General features: G+C 44.8%; 15 protein-coding genes, 1 tRNA gene and 1 pseudogene. 8 read left to right on the plus strand and 9 right to left on the minus strand.

Annotation, left to right across the window (positions count from 1 at the left end; translation table 11 throughout):
• Positions 1–5: 5 nt before the first annotated feature.
• The 3 genes from lhgO (at position 6) to R7Z77_RS00300 (ending at position 2,179) form a co-directional block, all read left to right on the plus strand.
• On the plus strand, positions 6–1,238 hold the full coding sequence (gene lhgO / locus R7Z77_RS00290; protein ID WP_053307131.1) for an L-2-hydroxyglutarate oxidase: 1,233 nt from the start codon (positions 6–8) through the stop codon (positions 1,236–1,238).
• Between the two features lie 144 nt (positions 1,239–1,382).
• The gene (locus R7Z77_RS00295) at positions 1,383–1,700 is read left to right on the plus strand and encodes a GrpB family protein (protein ID WP_033906247.1); all 318 of its coding nucleotides are present in this window, start codon (positions 1,383–1,385) and stop codon (positions 1,698–1,700) included.
• On the plus strand, positions 1,697–2,179 hold the full coding sequence (locus tag R7Z77_RS00300; protein WP_033906248.1) for a hypothetical protein: 483 nt from the start codon (positions 1,697–1,699) through the stop codon (positions 2,177–2,179). Before R7Z77_RS00295 ends, R7Z77_RS00300 begins: the two co-directional genes overlap by 4 nt.
• A gap of 46 nt (positions 2,180–2,225) precedes the next feature.
• Here R7Z77_RS00300 and R7Z77_RS00305 read toward each other — a convergent pair whose 3' ends face one another.
• From R7Z77_RS00305 to R7Z77_RS00315, 3 genes are all read right to left on the minus strand, one after another.
• Positions 2,226–2,618, minus strand: coding sequence for a cystatin (locus R7Z77_RS00305; protein ID WP_151515831.1), 393 nt, complete (start codon positions 2,616–2,618; stop codon positions 2,226–2,228).
• A gap of 173 nt (positions 2,619–2,791) precedes the next feature.
• Entirely contained in the window at positions 2,792–3,790 is a 999-nt protein-coding gene (gene cydB, locus R7Z77_RS00310; RefSeq protein WP_005374173.1) for a cytochrome d ubiquinol oxidase subunit II, read from the minus strand.
• Positions 3,791–3,800: 10 nt separating this feature from the next.
• Positions 3,801–5,189: a cytochrome ubiquinol oxidase subunit I gene (locus R7Z77_RS00315; protein WP_017635517.1), complete on the minus strand. Its 1,389-nt coding sequence runs from the start codon at positions 5,187–5,189 to the stop codon at positions 3,801–3,803.
• A gap of 159 nt (positions 5,190–5,348) precedes the next feature.
• Between R7Z77_RS00315 and R7Z77_RS00320 the strand changes: the two are divergent.
• Positions 5,349–6,592, plus strand: a pseudogene (locus tag R7Z77_RS00320) (NADH:ubiquinone reductase (Na(+)-transporting) subunit B).
• Positions 6,593–6,890: 298 nt separating this feature from the next.
• A complete protein-coding gene (locus R7Z77_RS00325) occupies positions 6,891–8,291 on the plus strand; it encodes a tryptophanase (RefSeq protein ID WP_104976313.1) in 1,401 nt (466 codons plus the stop codon).
• Between the two features lie 78 nt (positions 8,292–8,369).
• Here R7Z77_RS00325 and R7Z77_RS00330 read toward each other — a convergent pair whose 3' ends face one another.
• Positions 8,370–8,981, minus strand: a complete 612-nt coding sequence (locus tag R7Z77_RS00330) for a DUF2913 family protein (protein ID WP_005374167.1) — start codon at positions 8,979–8,981, stop codon at positions 8,370–8,372.
• 32 nt (positions 8,982–9,013) lie between these two features.
• Positions 9,014–9,097 (minus strand) — tRNA-Leu (locus tag R7Z77_RS00335).
• A gap of 559 nt (positions 9,098–9,656) precedes the next feature.
• On the opposite strand from R7Z77_RS00335, the gene R7Z77_RS00340 reads away from it, so the two are divergent.
• Positions 9,657–10,865: a NupC/NupG family nucleoside CNT transporter gene (locus R7Z77_RS00340; RefSeq protein ID WP_262645169.1), complete on the plus strand. Its 1,209-nt coding sequence runs from the start codon at positions 9,657–9,659 to the stop codon at positions 10,863–10,865.
• A 54-nt stretch (positions 10,866–10,919) separates the two neighbouring features.
• Here R7Z77_RS00340 and R7Z77_RS00345 read toward each other — a convergent pair whose 3' ends face one another.
• Both R7Z77_RS00345 and R7Z77_RS00350 read right to left on the minus strand, forming a co-directional pair.
• The gene (locus R7Z77_RS00345; RefSeq protein WP_064354488.1) at positions 10,920–12,008 is read right to left on the minus strand and encodes a DUF3541 domain-containing protein; all 1,089 of its coding nucleotides are present in this window, start codon (positions 12,006–12,008) and stop codon (positions 10,920–10,922) included.
• Positions 12,009–12,077: 69 nt separating this feature from the next.
• On the minus strand, positions 12,078–12,683 hold the full coding sequence (locus R7Z77_RS00350) for an alpha-ketoglutarate-dependent dioxygenase AlkB family protein (RefSeq protein WP_005374161.1): 606 nt from the start codon (positions 12,681–12,683) through the stop codon (positions 12,078–12,080).
• Between the two features lie 132 nt (positions 12,684–12,815).
• On the opposite strand from R7Z77_RS00350, the gene R7Z77_RS00355 reads away from it, so the two are divergent.
• Positions 12,816–14,171 (plus strand): diguanylate cyclase, encoded by a 1,356-nt coding sequence (locus tag R7Z77_RS00355; RefSeq protein WP_213967481.1) that lies wholly within the window; start codon positions 12,816–12,818, stop codon positions 14,169–14,171.
• Between the two features lie 387 nt (positions 14,172–14,558).
• On the opposite strand, the gene R7Z77_RS00360 is transcribed toward R7Z77_RS00355, so the two are convergent.
• Positions 14,559–16,115, minus strand: coding sequence for a DUF3612 domain-containing protein (locus R7Z77_RS00360; protein ID WP_104980353.1), 1,557 nt, complete (start codon positions 16,113–16,115; stop codon positions 14,559–14,561).
• A 174-nt stretch (positions 16,116–16,289) separates the two neighbouring features.
• Between R7Z77_RS00360 and R7Z77_RS00365 the strand changes: the two genes are divergently transcribed.
• Positions 16,290–16,868, plus strand: a complete 579-nt coding sequence (locus R7Z77_RS00365) for a malate synthase (protein ID WP_005374156.1) — start codon at positions 16,290–16,292, stop codon at positions 16,866–16,868.
• A 90-nt stretch (positions 16,869–16,958) separates the two neighbouring features.
• Here the strand turns inward: R7Z77_RS00365 and R7Z77_RS00370 are convergent, their stop codons facing one another.
• Entirely contained in the window at positions 16,959–17,972 is a 1,014-nt protein-coding gene (locus R7Z77_RS00370) for a GGDEF domain-containing protein (protein ID WP_213967480.1), read from the minus strand.
• Between the last annotated feature and the right edge of the window lie 102 nt (positions 17,973–18,074).

Raw genomic sequence — 18,074 nt, forward strand, 5'->3', positions numbered from 1 at the left:
GTCGTATGAAATCAGTCTATGACTACATCATTGTTGGTGGCGGTATCGTTGGTGTGTCGACAGCATGGCAACTACAGCAACGTCATCCAGACAAATCCATTTTATTGGTTGAGAAAGAGTCCGGTTTTGCCCAGCACCAAACCGGACACAATAGCGGCGTGATTCATGCCGGGGTGTACTACGCACCGGGCAGCTTAAAAGCGGATTTTTGTAAGCGTGGGGTAGAGCGAACCATTTCGTTCTGCGCCGAGCACGATATTCCGGTGGAGAACTGTGGCAAGTTACTGGTTGCGACCAATGAGCAAGAAGTCGAACGCATGAATGCCCTCTATGAGCGCTGCCATGTCAACGGCATCGACGTAAAGCTACTCGATGAAGTTCAACTTAAACTGGCTGAACCAAACATCACGGGATTGGGCGCGATTTATGTCAAAACCACCAGTATTGTGGACTATCGTTTGGTCACTGAGCAGATGGCGGAAGAGTTCAAAAAGCTCGGCGGTCAAATCAGCTTGAGAACCAAAGTGGTGGCTGCCGAAGAGAAGGACGAAGAAGTTCAACTGACCTGTATTTCAGACGGTCAAACCATGCAGCTCAATGCTAAGTTCTTGGTTACTTGCAGCGGCTTGATGGCGGATCGCATGACGAAGATGATGTCTATTCCGACCGATTTCCAAATCATCCCTTATCGTGGTGAATACTACCGCTTAGATAGTAAACACGACCAAGTGGTGAATCATCTTATTTATCCAATTCCCGACCCTGATTTGCCATTCTTGGGCGTCCACCTGACTCGCATGATTGATGGCAGTGTGACCGTAGGTCCAAATGCGGTGCAAGGCTGGAAGCGAGAAGGGTACGACAAGGTTAACTTCAGCTTGCAAGATACCATGCAAATGCTGAGCTTCTCCGGTTTCTGGAAGGTGACACAAAAGCATCTAAAAACCGGATTGGATGAGTTTAAGAACTCGTGGTGGAAGCCGGGCTATCTCAAGCTGGTCAATAAATACTGCCCAAGCATCAAGGTAGACGATCTCAAACCATATCCTGCGGGTATTCGTGCGCAAGCGGTGTTATCCGACGGAACCTTGGTTCATGACTTCTTGTTTGCCGAAAGCGCCAGAAGCCTGCACGTTTGCAACGCCCCCTCTCCTGCAGCTACATCTGCAATGCCTATTGGAGAGTACATTTGCGATAAAGTGAATGAGAAGATAGAGGCGAAAACCGAGACGGTTTAACAGTAGAAAGCCAAACCAAAAGTACACCAGAGATGACTCTATTTGTTGAGTAATTAGTGTCGGGTGTGCCGGAAGTTTGGCTTTTACTTTGGTGATTGGATAATTTCCTTCTTATGATATTTGGATTTATTAGGAGAGGGATGGATGAAATTAGGTTTAGCCAATTACAACGTAGGTGTTGTTAAGCATGATCCTGCATGTCGACAGGATTTTGCACGCAGCCGATCTGAACTGGCGTTAGTGACGGAGATGATGTCAACTCAAATCGAGCATATTGGCAGTACTGCCATTTTGGATATGCCTGCCAAACCTATTATCGATATGGTACTAGGTATTGCGCACTTTCCTCATGTTTCTCTAAAACTTTCTTTGATGGAACAAGCTGAAATTACCATCGAAAAATATACGGATGCTAAGGCAAACTTCGTACGTAAAGTCATAGATGAGTTGAAGACAAAATGAAGAAACGGCTTGGATTCATTTTACTTTGTAGTGCATTTCATTCTTTTGCGTATCAACTGCATGAGCGCGACGAGAGCTATGTATTAATTGGTCATGAGCTCAGTGCTGGCTATATCGTTTATGTACCAGGCTCTATGGAAGCAGAAATTACCAATGTGTTTAAATTTGATTGTGAAGGCAGTCGTGTTGAAGCTGTGAAAATTGGTAGCGAGATTAATAACGCTGCGACATATGGCGAGCATCTCCAATACTATTTCTTTCTCGTGAGAGATCATCAGTTTCACGTTCCTCTAAGAATTATTGAATCTTTTAAAACGGTTGATAAAAAGTCAAAAGAGGTTCTATCAGAACATTTACCTTTCACAAAAAATGATGACCTTGGGTTAGCTTGTGATTTAGTTAGGCCTCAGGTTGAAAGCTATTACTTTTCCCAAGCTTTTGAAGCGATACCTAAACATACCAACAATAAAGGCGACTGAATCAGTCGACTTTATTGTGTCGGCTGTAGAGTCGTAGTGTCTATTGCTATTTAGGGCAGAGTTCGCCTTTCTTTGCGTGTCTTTCGATCATGTAATCGCCTCGGGCACTGTGCAATACAATTGCATTCCAGACTTGACCATCTTGCAACTCGAACTCAAACGCATAATGGGTGCCGCCGACCATTTTGGTTCTCACCTCATGAATTGCTTTCAATTTATCATCGGCATTCATTTGATAAAGCACCATGTTTAGTGAGCGTCTTGCGTCAGGAGTTGCTTCAGCAAGTTGCCAATGACCCTGCTCGTTTGTTGCGGAGCAAATAGACCGCATTTTACTTTTCATGGCGGATGACATCTGCTTGTCTACGGCCAATGCATTTGGTGAAAACAGTGGAACCGTCAAAAGAATCAAAGTTACCAGAAACTGCTTTAAGGTCATAAAAACCTCCGTTGTTTTACTCTTGCTTGAGTATAGACCTCAATAGCTTCAGATGTGGTGCAGTTGACTCCGGGCCTACAATATCGCAGTTCGTATCAACGAACTGATAACAAACAAGGCGACCACGCTTGCCAGCCAAATGCCAATGAACCACAAAATGGGTTTTAGTTTCATCAGTGATATCCTTCTCCACGTTTCATCTTGCCGCGGAAAACCCAGTACGAATAAGCCGTGTAGGCTATGATCAGAGGAAGTAATACCACCGCACCGGCAAGTAAAAATGCCAAACTTTTGTCTGGCGCAGCGACGTCTTGATAAGTGAGTGCGAATGGGACCAAGTAAGGGAATGTACTGACACCGAAACCCATCGCGGACACAAGAAACAGGCCGATCGCAAGAACGTAGGCTCGGACGGCTTTGTGGTCGAGTAAGGCTTTGAATAGCTGCCAAATAAGTGCCGCTGCAATAATTGGTAAAATGAAAAACAGTAGCGAGTTTGGTAATGAGAACCAACGTTCAAATACGATATTTTGGCTCAATGGCAGCCACAAACTGGCGATGAATATACAGGCTACCATCGCTAGTCCCCATCGTCGCGCGACCACGTAATAGCGCCCCATCAGCTCTTCTGGAAGCTTGATTAATAACCAGCATGAACCGAGCAGAATATAAGCACAAACAAGCGCCAGGCCACAAAATACGCTAAATGGCGAAAGCCAATCAAACCATCCACCTGCGTATGCTCGTTCACTAACCTCTATACCTTGGAGCAGGGTTCCGAGCATAATGCCTTGCATCAATGCCGCGGTGAGTGAACCAATGAAAAAAGCGCTATCCCATAAAAACTTTCCGCGTTGTGTTCGGAAGCGATACTCAAAAGAAACCCCGCGCAGAATTAACCCGAGCAGCATTAAAATCAGGGGAGCATAGAGTGCTGGCATAATGACCGCGTAGGCGAGGGGGAACACGGCAAAAAGCCCACCTCCGCCAAGAACTAGCCAAGTTTCATTCCCATCCCAAACAGGAGCGATGCTGTTCATCATCATGTCGCGCTCTTCATCGTCATTAGCGCTGAGAAATAGGATACCAATACCGAGATCAAAGCCATCTAACACGACATAAATCAGAACAGCGAGCCCAATCAAAGCGTACCAAATTAATGCGTAATCCATGAGTAAGCTCCTAGGTTAGATGGTTAGAATGTGTGATGGCATCGGTTTTCGTGCCATCAGGAAGTCGGCTATCTAGACCTTCTTCATATCGAGTTGGAGACTTGCGCATCAAACGTAGGAGATAGAAGAAGCCAGCTCCAAAAACCACAAAGTAAACCACGATGAACGCCGTCAGGGAGACGCTCACCGCGGCGGCATCAATAGGCGATGCCGAATTGGCTGTGGTTAAAAGACCGTATACGGTGTAAGGCTGTCGACCGACTTCGGTAGTTATCCAGCCTGCTAAAACTGCAATGAACCCCGCTGGGGCAAACAGCACACAAATACGTTGAAGTGCCCTCGAATCAAAAAGTTTGCGACGTTTTCTTAGCCAAAGGCTCCACAAACCAATAACAAGCATGCCAAAACCAAGCGCGACCATTACTCGGAAAGACCAGAAAACGATAGAGACAGGAGGGTGTTCCTCCTCTGGAAAAGCATCTAATCCCTTCACTTCACCGTTGAGGTCATGAGTTAAAATCAAACTACCGAGTTTGGGGATTTCCAGTGCGTATTCCATGCGTTTTTCTTCATCGTTAGGGATACCGAAGAGGATCAATGGCGCGCCTTGGTGAGACTCATAGTGCCCTTCCATCGCGGCGACTTTGGCGGGTTGATGTTCAAGGGTGTTTAATCCATGCATGTCTCCAGCAACGATTTGAATTGGTGTCACGATGGCAGCCATCCACATTGCCATCGAGAACATAATTCTGGCTAGAGGGTTATGGTTTGCTTTTAGCAAGTGATAAGCGGCAACGCCGGCTACAACAAAGGCAGTAGTAAGGTAAGCGGCGAGCAACATATGAACGAGCCGGTAAGGGAAGGAAGGGTTGAAGACAATCGCCCACCAGTCTTCTGGGATAAACTGTCCGGCTTCGTTGATACTATAGCCCGCTGGTGTTTGCATCCAACTATTAACCGAAAGTATCCAAAACGCAGACAAAAACGTCCCGAATGCAACAATACAAGTCGCGGCGAAGTGAAGCTTCTTACCCACCTTATCCATACCGAAAAGCATCACGCCTAAAAACCCAGCTTCGAGGAAAAACGCAGTAAAAACTTCATAACCCATTAGCGGGCCTAGGATTGGGCCTGTTTTGTCGGCAAACACGCTCCAGTTAGTACCGAATTGATAGCTCAACACGATGCCACTCACCACACCCATACCAAAACTGATGGCAAAGATTTTGAGCCAGTACTTATAGATTTGCATGTACTGTTTGTTGCCCGTTTTTAAGTACAAGCCCTCTAATACAGCGAGATAACTTGCCAAACCAATCGTAAAAGCTGGAAAAATAATGTGGAAAGAGACAGTAAAGGCAAATTGGAATCTAGCTAGGTCAATGGCGAGTGTGTCCATGAGCGGTCCCTTTTTCGTTGGATAAACTGTTCGCCGGATTTAAAGAGGAGACAGAAGAGTGGCGAACAAGGTGAAGTACGAAGAAGGAAGACGAAGAGATTAAAAAACGATCGCTTTTTACACATGTGCGTACCATCTTTTAAATAAAGGAGGAGCGTTATGAGCCTTAAACATTACTTTGAGAAAGCGACACCTAAGTTTGGTCCAGGTGGGAAGTATCACAAGTTCTACCCACTTTTCGAAGCTGTCGAAACCATTTTTACACGCCTGGTAAGGTAAACCAGGGCATGACTCACGTTCGAGATAGCATCGATTTAAAACGTATTATGATCATGGTGTGGTTGGCGGTCTTCCCTGCCATGTTCTGGGGTATGTACAACATAGGACAGCAAGCGAGTGATGCCTTGTTGTATGGAATGGAACAAGCCTCAGCTCAGCAAGCGCTTGTTTCTTCATGGCAACTGAGTTGGGTATGGGGCTCGTTAGATGCGGTTTCACAAGCGGGGTGGGAAAGTAAAATGTGGCTTGGTGCTACTTACTTTCTCCCGGTTTATGCGACGGTGTTTATCGTTGGTGGTTTCTGGGAAGTTCTGTTTGCTATTGTGCGAAAGCATGAGGTGAATGAAGGTTTTTTTGTCAGCTCTATACTCTTTGCGCTGATCCTTCCTCCGACAATTCCACTATGGCAAGCGGCTTTAGGTATCACTTTCGGTATTGTTGTGGCGAAGGAGATTTTCGGTGGCACTGGACGAAACTTCCTAAATCCAGCTTTAGCAGGGCGAGCGTTCTTATACTTTGCCTATCCTGCCAACATGTCCGGTGGTGCTGTGTGGGTCGCGGCTGATGGTTACTCTGGCGCTACTCCACTTAGTCAATGGTATGAAGGCGGGCAAAGTGCTTTGATAAATAATATGACAGGACAAACAATTTCATGGGGAGATGCTTTTGTTGGTAATTTACCAGGCTCGATGGGTGAAGTCTCCACGTTGTTGATCGCACTAACAGGCTTGGTTCTCATCTTTATGAAGATTGCATCGTGGAGAATTGTTGCGGGCGTGTTGGTCGGTTTAATCGGAGCTTCACTACTATTGAATGCGATCGGTTCAGACTCTAACCCCATGTTCTCCATGCCGTTCTACTGGCACTTCGTGATTGGTGGGGTTGCGTTTGGTACCTTCTTTATGGCGACAGACCCTGTCTCGGCAGCTTTTACCAATAACGGGAAATGGGCATACGGACTATTAATCGGTGTGATGACGATTTTTATCCGAGTGCTGAACCCGGCTTATCCAGAAGGCATCATGTTAGCGATTCTATTTGCTAACTTATTCGCGCCACTTTTCGATTACTTAGTCAAAGAAAGTAATATCAAACGCAGAATGAAAAGGGCGAGACCTTCTTAAAATGAGGGTGACCTCACTGAAAATTGATTGAAAACTACACTATATTGAAAAGGTCAGAGACATGGGGTTTCTGACCTTTTATTTTTATCAGGAGGACGAAGACGATGAGAATAAAGGATATTCTCGATAGCCGTTTGGTGCTGTCGTTCTGGTATAACCTAGACTACTGCTTGTCTCTTCTTAGTAAAATCTCTTCTCGTTGATTTCCTCAATGCAATCGCATTGAAAAGCATTCTATCTATTTGTTTTTTAGTCTTACGTGAAACTGCGTAGGGCAATGCGTATAAGGAAATGAACAATGAAACGTATTCCAGAACCTTTCCGTATCAAAATGGTAGAGCCAATCAAAATGACGACTTTGTCAGACCGTGAAGTCGCGTTAAAAGAAGCGGGCTATAATCCATTTCTTCTTCGTAGTGATGATGTTTATATCGATTTGCTGACTGACTCTGGCACTGGTGCCATGAGTGATAACCAGTGGGCTGGCATCATGATGGGGGATGAATCCTATGCGGGGAGTCGAAATTACTACAACCTGTGTGATGCAGTGGAGCACTTCTTCGGTTATAAGCTCACCGTGCCTGCACACCAAGGGCGTGGTGCCGAGCAAATTTTGTTCCCCGCTTTGATTGAGCGTATGCGTCAGGTGCGTGGTGGTGAAACGCCAGTATTTATCTCGAACTACCATTTTGATACCACAGCGGGTCACATTGAACTCAATGGCGGTAAAGCGATTAACGTGGTAACGGAAGAAGCATTCGACACCACTACGCCTTATGATTGGAAGGGCAATTTTGATATCGATAAGCTGGTGGCAACAATTGAAGCGCACGGTTCGCATAACATTTGTGCAATTATCACCACGATTACTTGTAATAGCTCCGGTGGTCAGCCTGTGTCGATGGAAAACATGCGCAGTGTGTACGAGATTGCAACCAAGTACGATATTCCAGTGGTGATTGACTCGGCTCGTTACTGTGAGAACGCCTACTTTATCAAGCAGCGTGAAGCGGGTTACGAGAATAAATCGATTCTGGAAATCATCCGTGAGATGTACCAGTACGGTGATATGCTCACCATGTCAGCTAAGAAAGACCCGATGGTAAACATTGGTGGCATGTGTTGTATTCGTGATCATAAGGAGTTGTTCCAGGCGGTGCAGACGCGCTGCGTACCCATGGAAGGATTTGTAACATACGGCGGCATGGCTGGGCGTGATATGGAAGCGCTCGCTCGCGGTTTGTATGAAGCCGCGGATGAGGATTTTCTTCACTATAGAATTAGCCAAGTTCAATACTTAGGTGAGCGCTTACGTGAAGGCGGTATTCCGATTCAATACCCAACGGGTGGTCATGCGGTGTTTGTGGATGCCGCTAAGATTTTGCCACATATTCCAGCTGATCAGTTTCCTGCGCAGGTATTGTGTAATGCTTTGTACTTGGAAGCGGGTATTCGAGCAGTAGAGATAGGATCGTTGCTGCTTGGTCGAGATCCGGAAACGGGTAAACAAAAAGCGTCAGAGCTTGAGTTGATGCGTTTGACCATTCCACGTCGTGTCTACACAAACGATCATATGGATTACATTGCGGATGCGATTATCGAACTGAAAAATCGTGCACATGAGTTAAAAGGACTCACTTTCGAGTACGAGCCACCAGTGCTGCGCCACTTTACTGCTCGATTTAAAGAGATCGATTAACTCAAGTTTAAATCTAGATAAGCAAAAGGCCGCGAGTTTCGCGGCCTTTTTCGATTCGTTTATTTCTTAGCGTTACAGTTAGGCTAACTCTAACGTGATGCGAACGAACTGGTCGTCTTGATACTGCACTTCATAATTGAAGGTACCACTGGCGTAAATGCTGCCAAGGAAAAGTGAGCGTTGACTCATTGGTCCGCGGAACAGCATCGAAATAGGAGCTATTAGGGCGTTATTATCATCGAAGTGCTGATTTAAGTTCTCAGAAAGCACACACAGCAAACAGCCGTGTTGGTCGTGAGATAAGTCGACGTCTTCCGGTCGAGATAATAACACGGTAGTCCCCAGTTTCTTCTCAATCTCGTTGATCAGCAGCAAGTAGCTATCTAGATCGGGTTGAGGGTTGCTGGGTTTGTCTGCACCGACGCAGCGCTCGAGTAATGCTTCCAGATTTCCGTTCTCACCTTTTGCCTGCTGAGTCAAAGATTTTAACGGCTTTTTAATCAGCTTATAGCGATTACTCTTCAGTTTTGGTTTCAGCCATTTCTGAAGTAAGTCATTACGTTCTTTAAGGGAGAGGCCATGCGAGGACGCGTGAATTTTAAAGTGCAGGTGTAATAAAGCGTGAACCGCAAGCTCACTCAGAAGTTGGTTAGCATCTGTAGACTGTCTTGCCTGCTTAGAACTTTGCATTACACTCGAACAAAATTAGGGAAGAAGGATAATGGTGCCGAGAGAGGGACTCGAACCCTCACACCAAAGGCACTAGCACCTCATGCTAGCGTGTCTACCAATTTCACCATCTCGGCATCATGATGCTCTGAATACTCAGAGGCCTCGAAAGAAGCAACGCGAATTATAACCAAAATCCACCTGTTGGCGAGAGTAAAATGACGAATTTTGGCTCTTTCGAGTTTGATTGCATATTTATTGGTCACTTTTATGTTTTTTACCATCAACGCCTATCCTTATGCCCTTACTTTTATTAATGGTATGACGACAAAAGAGTACTTTTGCCTAAATTTTGAACGCTTGAACGTTTGCGTAAATAAATGTGATGAATATCTCTTTTTGTTGGCTATACTTGCGTCCCGTTTAAGCGGGAATTAGGGTTTAGTTGTTCAGGACCCTTACCCATACAAGCCGTCACATGGAGCAGGCCAAGCAACATGCTCGCCAGCAGTGAATGACCCCACGGACCGGACCAGCTACGTTCAATTGCTTGTATAAGGTAAAAATAAGATGTCGAACTATTCGTTCTGTCTACATTCTGGATCTAAAAGTGAGTTATCACTCGCTGCGTTGTCCCTTTCTTCTGCCAATTCCTTTGGCTCTTTTTTCTTTTTCAACGTTTAGTAGGTCCAGCTCATGAGTGTTCTATTTAGTCTATTTGGTATTGTTGCACTGCTAGGTTGTGCTTTCCTACTTTCTGAGGGTCGTTCTTCCATTAATTGGAAAACTGTATCTCGCGCCTTGATGCTACAAATGGGGTTTGCTGCTTTGGTGCTCTATTTCCCGTTGGGTCAAGCGGCGCTGGCGAGTTTAAGTAATGGTGTCGCGGGGCTACTCAGCTTTGCTGATGAAGGGATTAAATTCCTCTTTGGTGACCTCGCTTCTTCTGGCTTTATCTTCGCTATCCGTGTCCTTCCTATCATCATCTTCTTCAGTGCTCTTATCTCCGCCCTTTACTATTTGGGCATTATGCAAAAAGTGATTCAATTTATTGGCGGCGCTATCCAGAAGTTCTTGGGTACGAGTAAAGCAGAGTCTTTGGTTGCAACAGGGAACATTTTCTTATCTCAAGGCGAGTCACCACTTCTTATTCGTCCATTTCTTTCTAACATGACTCGCTCTGAACTGTTTGCCGTGATGGCTGGTGGTATGGCTTCAGTGGCGGGCAGTGTGCTTGGTGGTTATGCTGGTTTGGGTGTCGACCTCAAATACTTGATCGCGGCAAGCTTTATGGCAGCACCAGGTAGTTTGATGATGGCAAAAATCATCGTTCCTGAGCGTCAAACGCCAAGCGATTACAACAATATTGAGCTAGATAAATCAGAAGAAAGTAACGTTATTGATGCGCTAGCAAGCGGTGCCATGGGCGGTATGAAAGTTGCCGTTGCTGTTGGTACCATGCTTATCGCTTTCGTGAGTGTTATCGCGATGGTGAACACGGGGCTAGAAAACTTGGGTGAGATACTTGGTTTCTCTGGCGTAACGCTACAAGCGATTTTTGGTTATTTGTTTGCACCTCTAGCGTGGTTGATTGGTGTGCCAAGCTACGAAATTCTAGCTGCGGGTTCATACATTGGTCAGAAAGTGGTGATGAATGAGTTTGTTGCGTTTATCGATTTTGTGCAGCACAAAGCGACACTGTCTGAGCATACTCAAATTATTATCACTTTTGCGTTGTGTGGTTTTGCGAACATTGGCTCAATTGCGATTCAGTTGGGTTCTATCGGCGTGATGGCACCTGAGCGCCGCAAAGATGTTGCAAGTCTAGGCCTAAAAGCGGTTGCTGCTGGTACACTCGCTAACCTGATGAGTGCGTGCTTAGCGGGCATTTTTATCTCTCTCTAATTTAGATTGAAGATACACACTAAAAACCCGCCTAAATGGCGGGTTTTGTTATTTCTAAGGCTTGGGCATTAAGCCGTAAGGTATCGATTTAAAAGCCTCTGGGTGCTCTTGATAAGTTGGCGCTTTATGTACCCCTTTCCAATCGAGCAGCATGATGGCTAGCACGTTACGGTGTTCGCCGTACTTGAGATCAAAGTTACCGTCGACCGACGGAATCATCCCTTTTTCTGCGTTGATTGCGTGACGAATGGCTTGGCGGGTTTTCTTTACGACCGGATCATGGTCCAAGCCTGCTAACAAAAACGAAATGCCGACTTCCGCAATCACGTCTTCTTTGGCGCGCAGTAGGATAGTGTCGATATTGTTGCGAAAGTAATCATAAATCCATTGGTGTTTCTTCTCGCTTACTCGCTCCTGATAATACTGTGAATCGGCAAAGATGATGTGCGTCATACCATAGAGTTTGTTCCAATACTGCTGAGCTGAAAGCATCTTATCTTTATCGTCGGGGTAGGTGTCACGGAAGGTTTGAGTGAATTCCTCGACCACATCTTGCTCTCCTAACTGACGAAGCCAGTAGACTTGGTTTGCAAGCTGAGCTGCCCATGCCTCTATCATCTCTTTGTCCGTAACGTAACGCGAGAAATCGTAGCGCCTAATAATTTTTCTCAGCGTTTTGTCTTGTTTATGTTGTAGGCCATATTCGTTTGCTCTTGCCATTGCGCCAAGCAAATCCACACCAAGATAAAGGTACTCAGGATGGTGTTTAGTCACGGTATAGCGTCGCTGCCCTCGTTCGGTTTCTTTCTCTTGATACGTGGTCAGCCTTTGAGATGAATAGAGAATGATGTCTTCTGGTTCAACAACTTCATTAGCAAATTGGTTTAACCGGCTGGCTACTTGTGCCATGTCGGTCCAAATGGCAGAGTGATATTTCTCATCTAATGTTTGGCGGTACATGCGTAAGCCAAAATGGCCCTCTTTAAACGCCGGGAAAGTGAACAGTTCCTGTTCGTAGGTACTACGAATCAACTGCGCTGATTGAGTATTATCGAGAAGCGGTACCTCTTCCTGTGATGCCTGAGCTGCAAAGGTAAGTGAGCAAGAGAGTAAGACCGCTAAGCTAAGAGGTTTAATACGCATAAATCCATTCCCTATGAAGTCCTGAACCTAAACCTACCATCAATATTAATTGAGAATGTAAAAGCTGAGTCAATAGTTAAAAATTTGCCTAAAAGTCAGGTTGATACGTTCATCTTTGGTTTTCGCGGTTTTTGGTACGCAGTGCTTCCAGTGATGCTGGAGCTCGCCAGCCATAATCAGTAAGGAGCCGTGAGAAAGCTCGTATTCAATCTCAGTTTTACAATGTAAATTTCTAAGCAAAAATCGACGTGTTTCACCTAAGTTCAAAGATGCGATAACAGGGTTTCTACCTAACTCTGGTTCATTATCTTGGTGCCAGCCCATTGAGTCTTGGCCGTGTCGATATAAGTTAGCGAGAACAGAATTAAAAGTGACATCAGCAACTGATTCACAACGCACTTTCAACTGAGTTAACTCAGGAGTCCAAGGGTGAGGCTGCATGGTTAAGCCTGAGTAAGTATATGCTGCATCACCGTGCCACGCTTGTAAGCGAGGTTGAAGTACTGACTTGCCGAACATAGTAATGTGTTCTTGGTGCCATGGTAGTGTTTTTCGAAGTTGGTCAAAGTAATTATCCGCCTCAAGATGGCTAAGAAAATGAGGATCATAATAAAGTTTTCCTCTTTCTACTTCTTGCCATAGATCGCCGCCAAATAAATCGCCTTGTTGATGCATCATCTCACACCTAAAACATAAAAGTTGTCAATCACTGTTACCTTTCTGATTATGATTGGTTATTCTTGTGATAATAAGAATTTTAACAATAAATAAAAAATCTCGTAGTTGTATACGAGTTGTGGGGAGAAAATGCGTTATTTACCCAGAAAGCGATGCTATTTTGCATTGTTCTTCCTCACCTTTTTCGCTTTGTGTATTGGGGTTATCGAGCTGTTAAATCGAAACCAGCAAGAGCTTCACAAAGAGCGAGTTCAAGTTGAGGCCAAAGAACAACTTTCCATTCTCCGTTCCAATTTGGAAGCGGTACTTATGGCGGATATCTACAAAGCCAGTACTTTAGCGACACTCATTACTTTACTTCCTAAAAACCAAGAAGAAGAATTGAGTATCGCCGCTCACCGAATCCTAAATAAAAGTAAACATATTACAATCATCGGTATCGCGAAAAATGATGTAATTAGTCACGTATTTCCACGCCAAGGTAATGAGCGCCTAATCGGCCTTGATTACCGCGCAGTGCCACAGCAGTGGGTACAGGTGCAAAAAGCCAAGGATGTACAAGAAATTTTCATCGCAGGGCCCGTTACATTGATCCAAGGTGGCCGAGGTTTGATCGTGCGTGTGCCTGTTTTTCTTGATCCTCCAATGAATCAGGACTACTGGGGAGTGATCAGTGCGGTGATTGATTTCGATGCTCTGATGAGAGAAACCGGCGTAATTGATTTCTCGTATCGTTACCCTTTAATGATCCGTGGTTACGATAGCGGTGGCTCATTTGGTGATGCTTTCTTTGGCGCGCAAAGTGTAAATAGCATGGCATATGCAAAAGAGATGGTTCATTTTCCTTATGGTGGGTGGAGTATGGTGGTTTTCTCTGGAGGCAAAGCTGATCGCCAAATCTCTTGGCATCAGTTGCATTTAGCTAGAGTAATCGGCTATCCCATTATATTCGCACTTAGCCTCGCGCTGCTCGCCATTTATCGACTGTATACCATTGCAGATGACAGAGCTTTACACGATGAACTCACGCGTTTACCAAACCGTCGCTATTTTATGAAGTTTTACAAGCAGCAGTTCGAAATAGCGAAACGTTATAAAAAGCGTTATAGCTTCGCCTTAATTAATATTGACCTAGATAGGTTTAAACACATTAACGACACCTATGGTCACGACGCAGGTGACAAAGTTTTAATCGCTACGGCTGAAAGGGTAAAAAGCTCTCTGCGTAAATCAGACATCGTGGCCAGAATGGGCGGTGATGAGTTTTTAGTTGTAGTCCATCACCCTGGAACGGAAGAAAATGTTCAGTCCCTTCTACAAAAACTTCGATTAGCGCTATGCTCGACGCCCGTCATTTACGATGAAACGCTTATCTATTTGAAAGCCAGTATTGGGTACGCGATATTTGACCCGCAAATGTCATCTCCTGAGCAAATGATGAAAATAGCCGATGAGAGAATGTATCAACAAAAGCATGGCGGATGAGCCTGAACCCAGTTTCAATAAGGGGTTAGAAGAATGGTAAAGTTGGGAGCCCGAAATCTCATCATCATTGAGGTGCAAGAATATGTGACTTCATATGTTCACAGACACTTTGCTGAGAGAGTCGTTATTAGCAGTGCATTTAGTGGCATATTTGCATAATGTTGCATTTTGCAAATGCAGTTTGCGAAATTAATGGTTAATAAAGCAACGATATGCGTCTGGATCTACTAAAAAACGGCTTTTTTAAAGTTGGCACGCATCGTGCATTACTTAGAGTGACCCTTATTAAGCCGAGGGTCACCTAGCCAACTGACGTTGTTAGTGAATACAAATTGTTCACAAGTATATACCGCCAATCACGTTTATTGTGATTGGCGTTTTTTCTTTCTAAAGCCCGATGATATTCACGTCGCTGCCCGTCTCATCAGCTTCTCCGCACTTGCTGTAACAACTAGGTTGTCTTGGACAAACCGCCCCTCTGGAGCAGATCAACCTTGCTTGGGTTTGAATCCCGCGCTCTATCCAGTTGATGTTTAATATCTTAGCGATAGTCGTTAAGTCTTTTTTGATGTGGGGAGGAATAACACTACTTCCGCCGGAAGCGACACAAAGGGACTTAAGTTCTTCCGCTATGGAAACGGCATCGCCACCTTGTGCAGAAATAGCAGGGTTAAGATCAATACCGGCACATAGCACGCGATTATTTCCCGCAGGGTCAAATACGTTGACCGATTCGCAGCAGTAGATACGTGGCTCGTCGCCAACATTTAAAATCGAAATTTGCGCTGAACTGGTATCCAAAGGCTGGGAAAGGCGTCGGAATACCGCCCAGTGCTGGCAAGGGTCGTTTACTTTGCGCATGTTGCCCCAAGGCAATGGAATACCATTTCCTCGATACACTGCTTTTAACTTGCCGGGGCCATAGGCATCAAAATAGTGCCAATGAGGGTAAGGCGAGACCACCGTCATGCGACGCATTGCAACGGAAGGAGAAACGCCGGCCTTTTTGTGAACATCAATTTCGTAACCGGAGCGGTCAAGCAACTGACGAAATGGTACTTTGGGGCAAAGCAAGGCACCAGCAAAAAAGCTGGACTCAAAATCACGCCAAGCTTGCAGGATATCTTGCGAATTGAGTTCAGAGTTCGACACAGGGCTGTCCATTTGCTCCCAATTGTTTTGATGCCCGATAGATAAAACGTTATTCATTGCATCGCTGCTATGGAGCACTCGATGGCCGATATATACCGCCAAGTCATACTTCAATCGGGTTGGATAGTCACGCACTCGTTTATTGAGATAAATAGTCCCAGGTGGCTCCATGAAAGACGTAATCAACTGTTTGGCGCTGACGCCCAGTTCATCAATCACATCTTGTGGCGCTCGATCTACCCAGCGGATATCCAATCCCATACTCTTTGCAATGTCTACGAGATCTTCTACAGATAGATTCAGCCGCTTCAAGCCGACCTCTTCGGCGGCGCGCTCTAAATCAGGAAAATGGTTTTGATGGTTTTCTTGGTGTGCGCGGATCAGTAAGTGGGCAAACTGACGCCCCGTGATACCTGTTTGGGAGAGCATTTCTGGTATCGCGATTTGAAGAATATCATTGGAGAACAGAAAGCTCGGCTCCAACGCCATGCCACTAATCCCGCCACGATTTCCTTTGTTGGGTGTGATGGCTTCTAATTCGGGTTCATCATCTAAAAACCAAGCAGGATCTTTTTGAAAAACTTCCGCGATCACTTCGAGCATATCGATACTCGGTACGCGTTTTCCGCGCTCAATCATTGAAAGGTAAGAAACCGAAGGAGCGTACTCTGGATTAATTCTTACACAACGGGCAGACAAATCTTCCATCGTTAAATGGTTGTTTTTTCTTAGGTTACGAATTTTCGTACCAAGAAAATGAGACTGACGAATAAGGCTTTTTGACACAGACATTTTGTAAAATTCACATTGTAAAATTTTTGTTGTGAAATTGTAGTCAATATTTCGCTAGTCTACATAATGAGCAGGCAAGGAAATTAACCATCCACTTCACAGAATTGCCTGAAACTTAAATAAAGGATTTAAGTTTTTACTCTAGGACGAGTTTTTAAGTGCGAGGATATGACGATGAATATGCTGAACTTCGATAAAAAAGAGATGCAACAACAACAACGCCCATTTATCGCTGAAGCCGTATTTGCCGTCGAAGCGGTAAGTGCTGAGCAGCAGAGTGAGAAACAAGTAAAAGCGAAGCAACTGCTTGACCGCATGTTCCCATTGGAGAACGGGTCGCACCAAGACGTATCAAGTTACGTAATTGATTATCGCCATGTATTGGCTTACTTCAAAGACGGTACGCATAGCGGCCTGAAAAGCCCGAAACATTTTGTGGCGTACACTGGTGAAAAGGAAGATCCAAAGTCGATTTTGTTTAAAGATGATTCGGGCAATCATGTAGAAGTGCTGTTTGGCTGTCACAAAGGCACTGGTTGCGTGGAATTAGTGGACATTGACGATATTCAATTAGAAACTCGCACGACGTTTCATCCTGAACTAACTGGCAATGCACCAACCGCGATGCGCCATTGGATAAGTCTAATCAAAGGCGACAAAAAAGGTAAGCCGATGGCATGCAGTGAAGATAAAGAATATACCGCAAAAAATGGTGACGACTACATTCTAAGTTACTGTTACAGCGTCGATTAAGATACTCATGATTGGATACAAAAACCCCGCACTTTACAGCGCGGGGTTTTCTTTTTCATCATAAAAGTCGTTTTCGCTTAGCCAGTTTATTTAAATTGGCATCACGCGGTTACGACCGAGTTGTTTTGCCTCATAAAGCTGTTTATCGGCTTTATTGATTAAGGCTTCAGGCGTATCACCCGGCTCAAATTCTGCTACCCCAAAAGAAGCGGTAATGCTGTGAGCTTGTGTGCCTGAGCGCTTATCTCTGATACGCAGTTTTTCTATCATCCGGCGTAGTGTGTCTGCATATTGGCGAGCAATTCGCAGAGATTTGTTAGGTACAATTAACGCGAATTCTTCACCACCAAAACGGTACGCACATATCCCATCTCGACAACTTTGTTGTAGCCGGCGGGCAATGGCTTTTAATACTGTATCGCCAAAAAGGTGCCCGTAATTGTCGTTAAATGATTTGAAATGATCGATATCAAGCATGATCAAGGTCATTGCCTGATTTGATGCAATAAGTGAAGAGAGATCTTTGTCAAATGCTCGGCGGTTGTATAGGTTTGACAAACCATCGAACAACGCATCTTGCTGTACTTCAGCCAGTTGGTTTTTGAGGCGAGAAATTTCTTCACTCGCGTTAGTCAATTGGCTATTCAAAAACTTTGTTGAGTGACGAATTTCGTGTGACTCTGCGACAAGTTGACGAATCACTACCATCACTTCTTCAATGCTTAGGCTATTGTCCTCAACTTTTTCCAGTTTATTAAAGCTTTTGTCTACCATCTCAGAAAAGGAGGAAGTATCTGAAATTGTATCGCTCATTGAACTGGATACTTCATGTAGCAGAACTTCTACATTGGTTCTAAGATCTTCAAGGCTGGTTTCTGCTTTGCTGGCCACATAGTTGTTGTAAAGCTGTTTATTGGTTGCTGGCGGGCAAATACCGTAGTTTTCTAACACCGTGTCTAACTCAAAGTTGAGTTCTGGAATGGTCTTGTCAACGTAGGTATACCAAAGCGCGTAGTTGGCTGGCGTGGCAGCAACATGGTTTTTGATCATCAGTGGGACCGCTTTTTTTAAATTAGCGGTTGATTTCTTAAACTCGTCGGTCATTTCTGCGATGGTACTAGCAAAATGGGATTGGGCTTAGATTAACGGATATTAACTAATGTCGCTTTAATTTTTATCACTTTTGCATGGTTTATATAGAAAATG

The organism is Vibrio sp. 1401 (genome assembly GCF_033340295.1).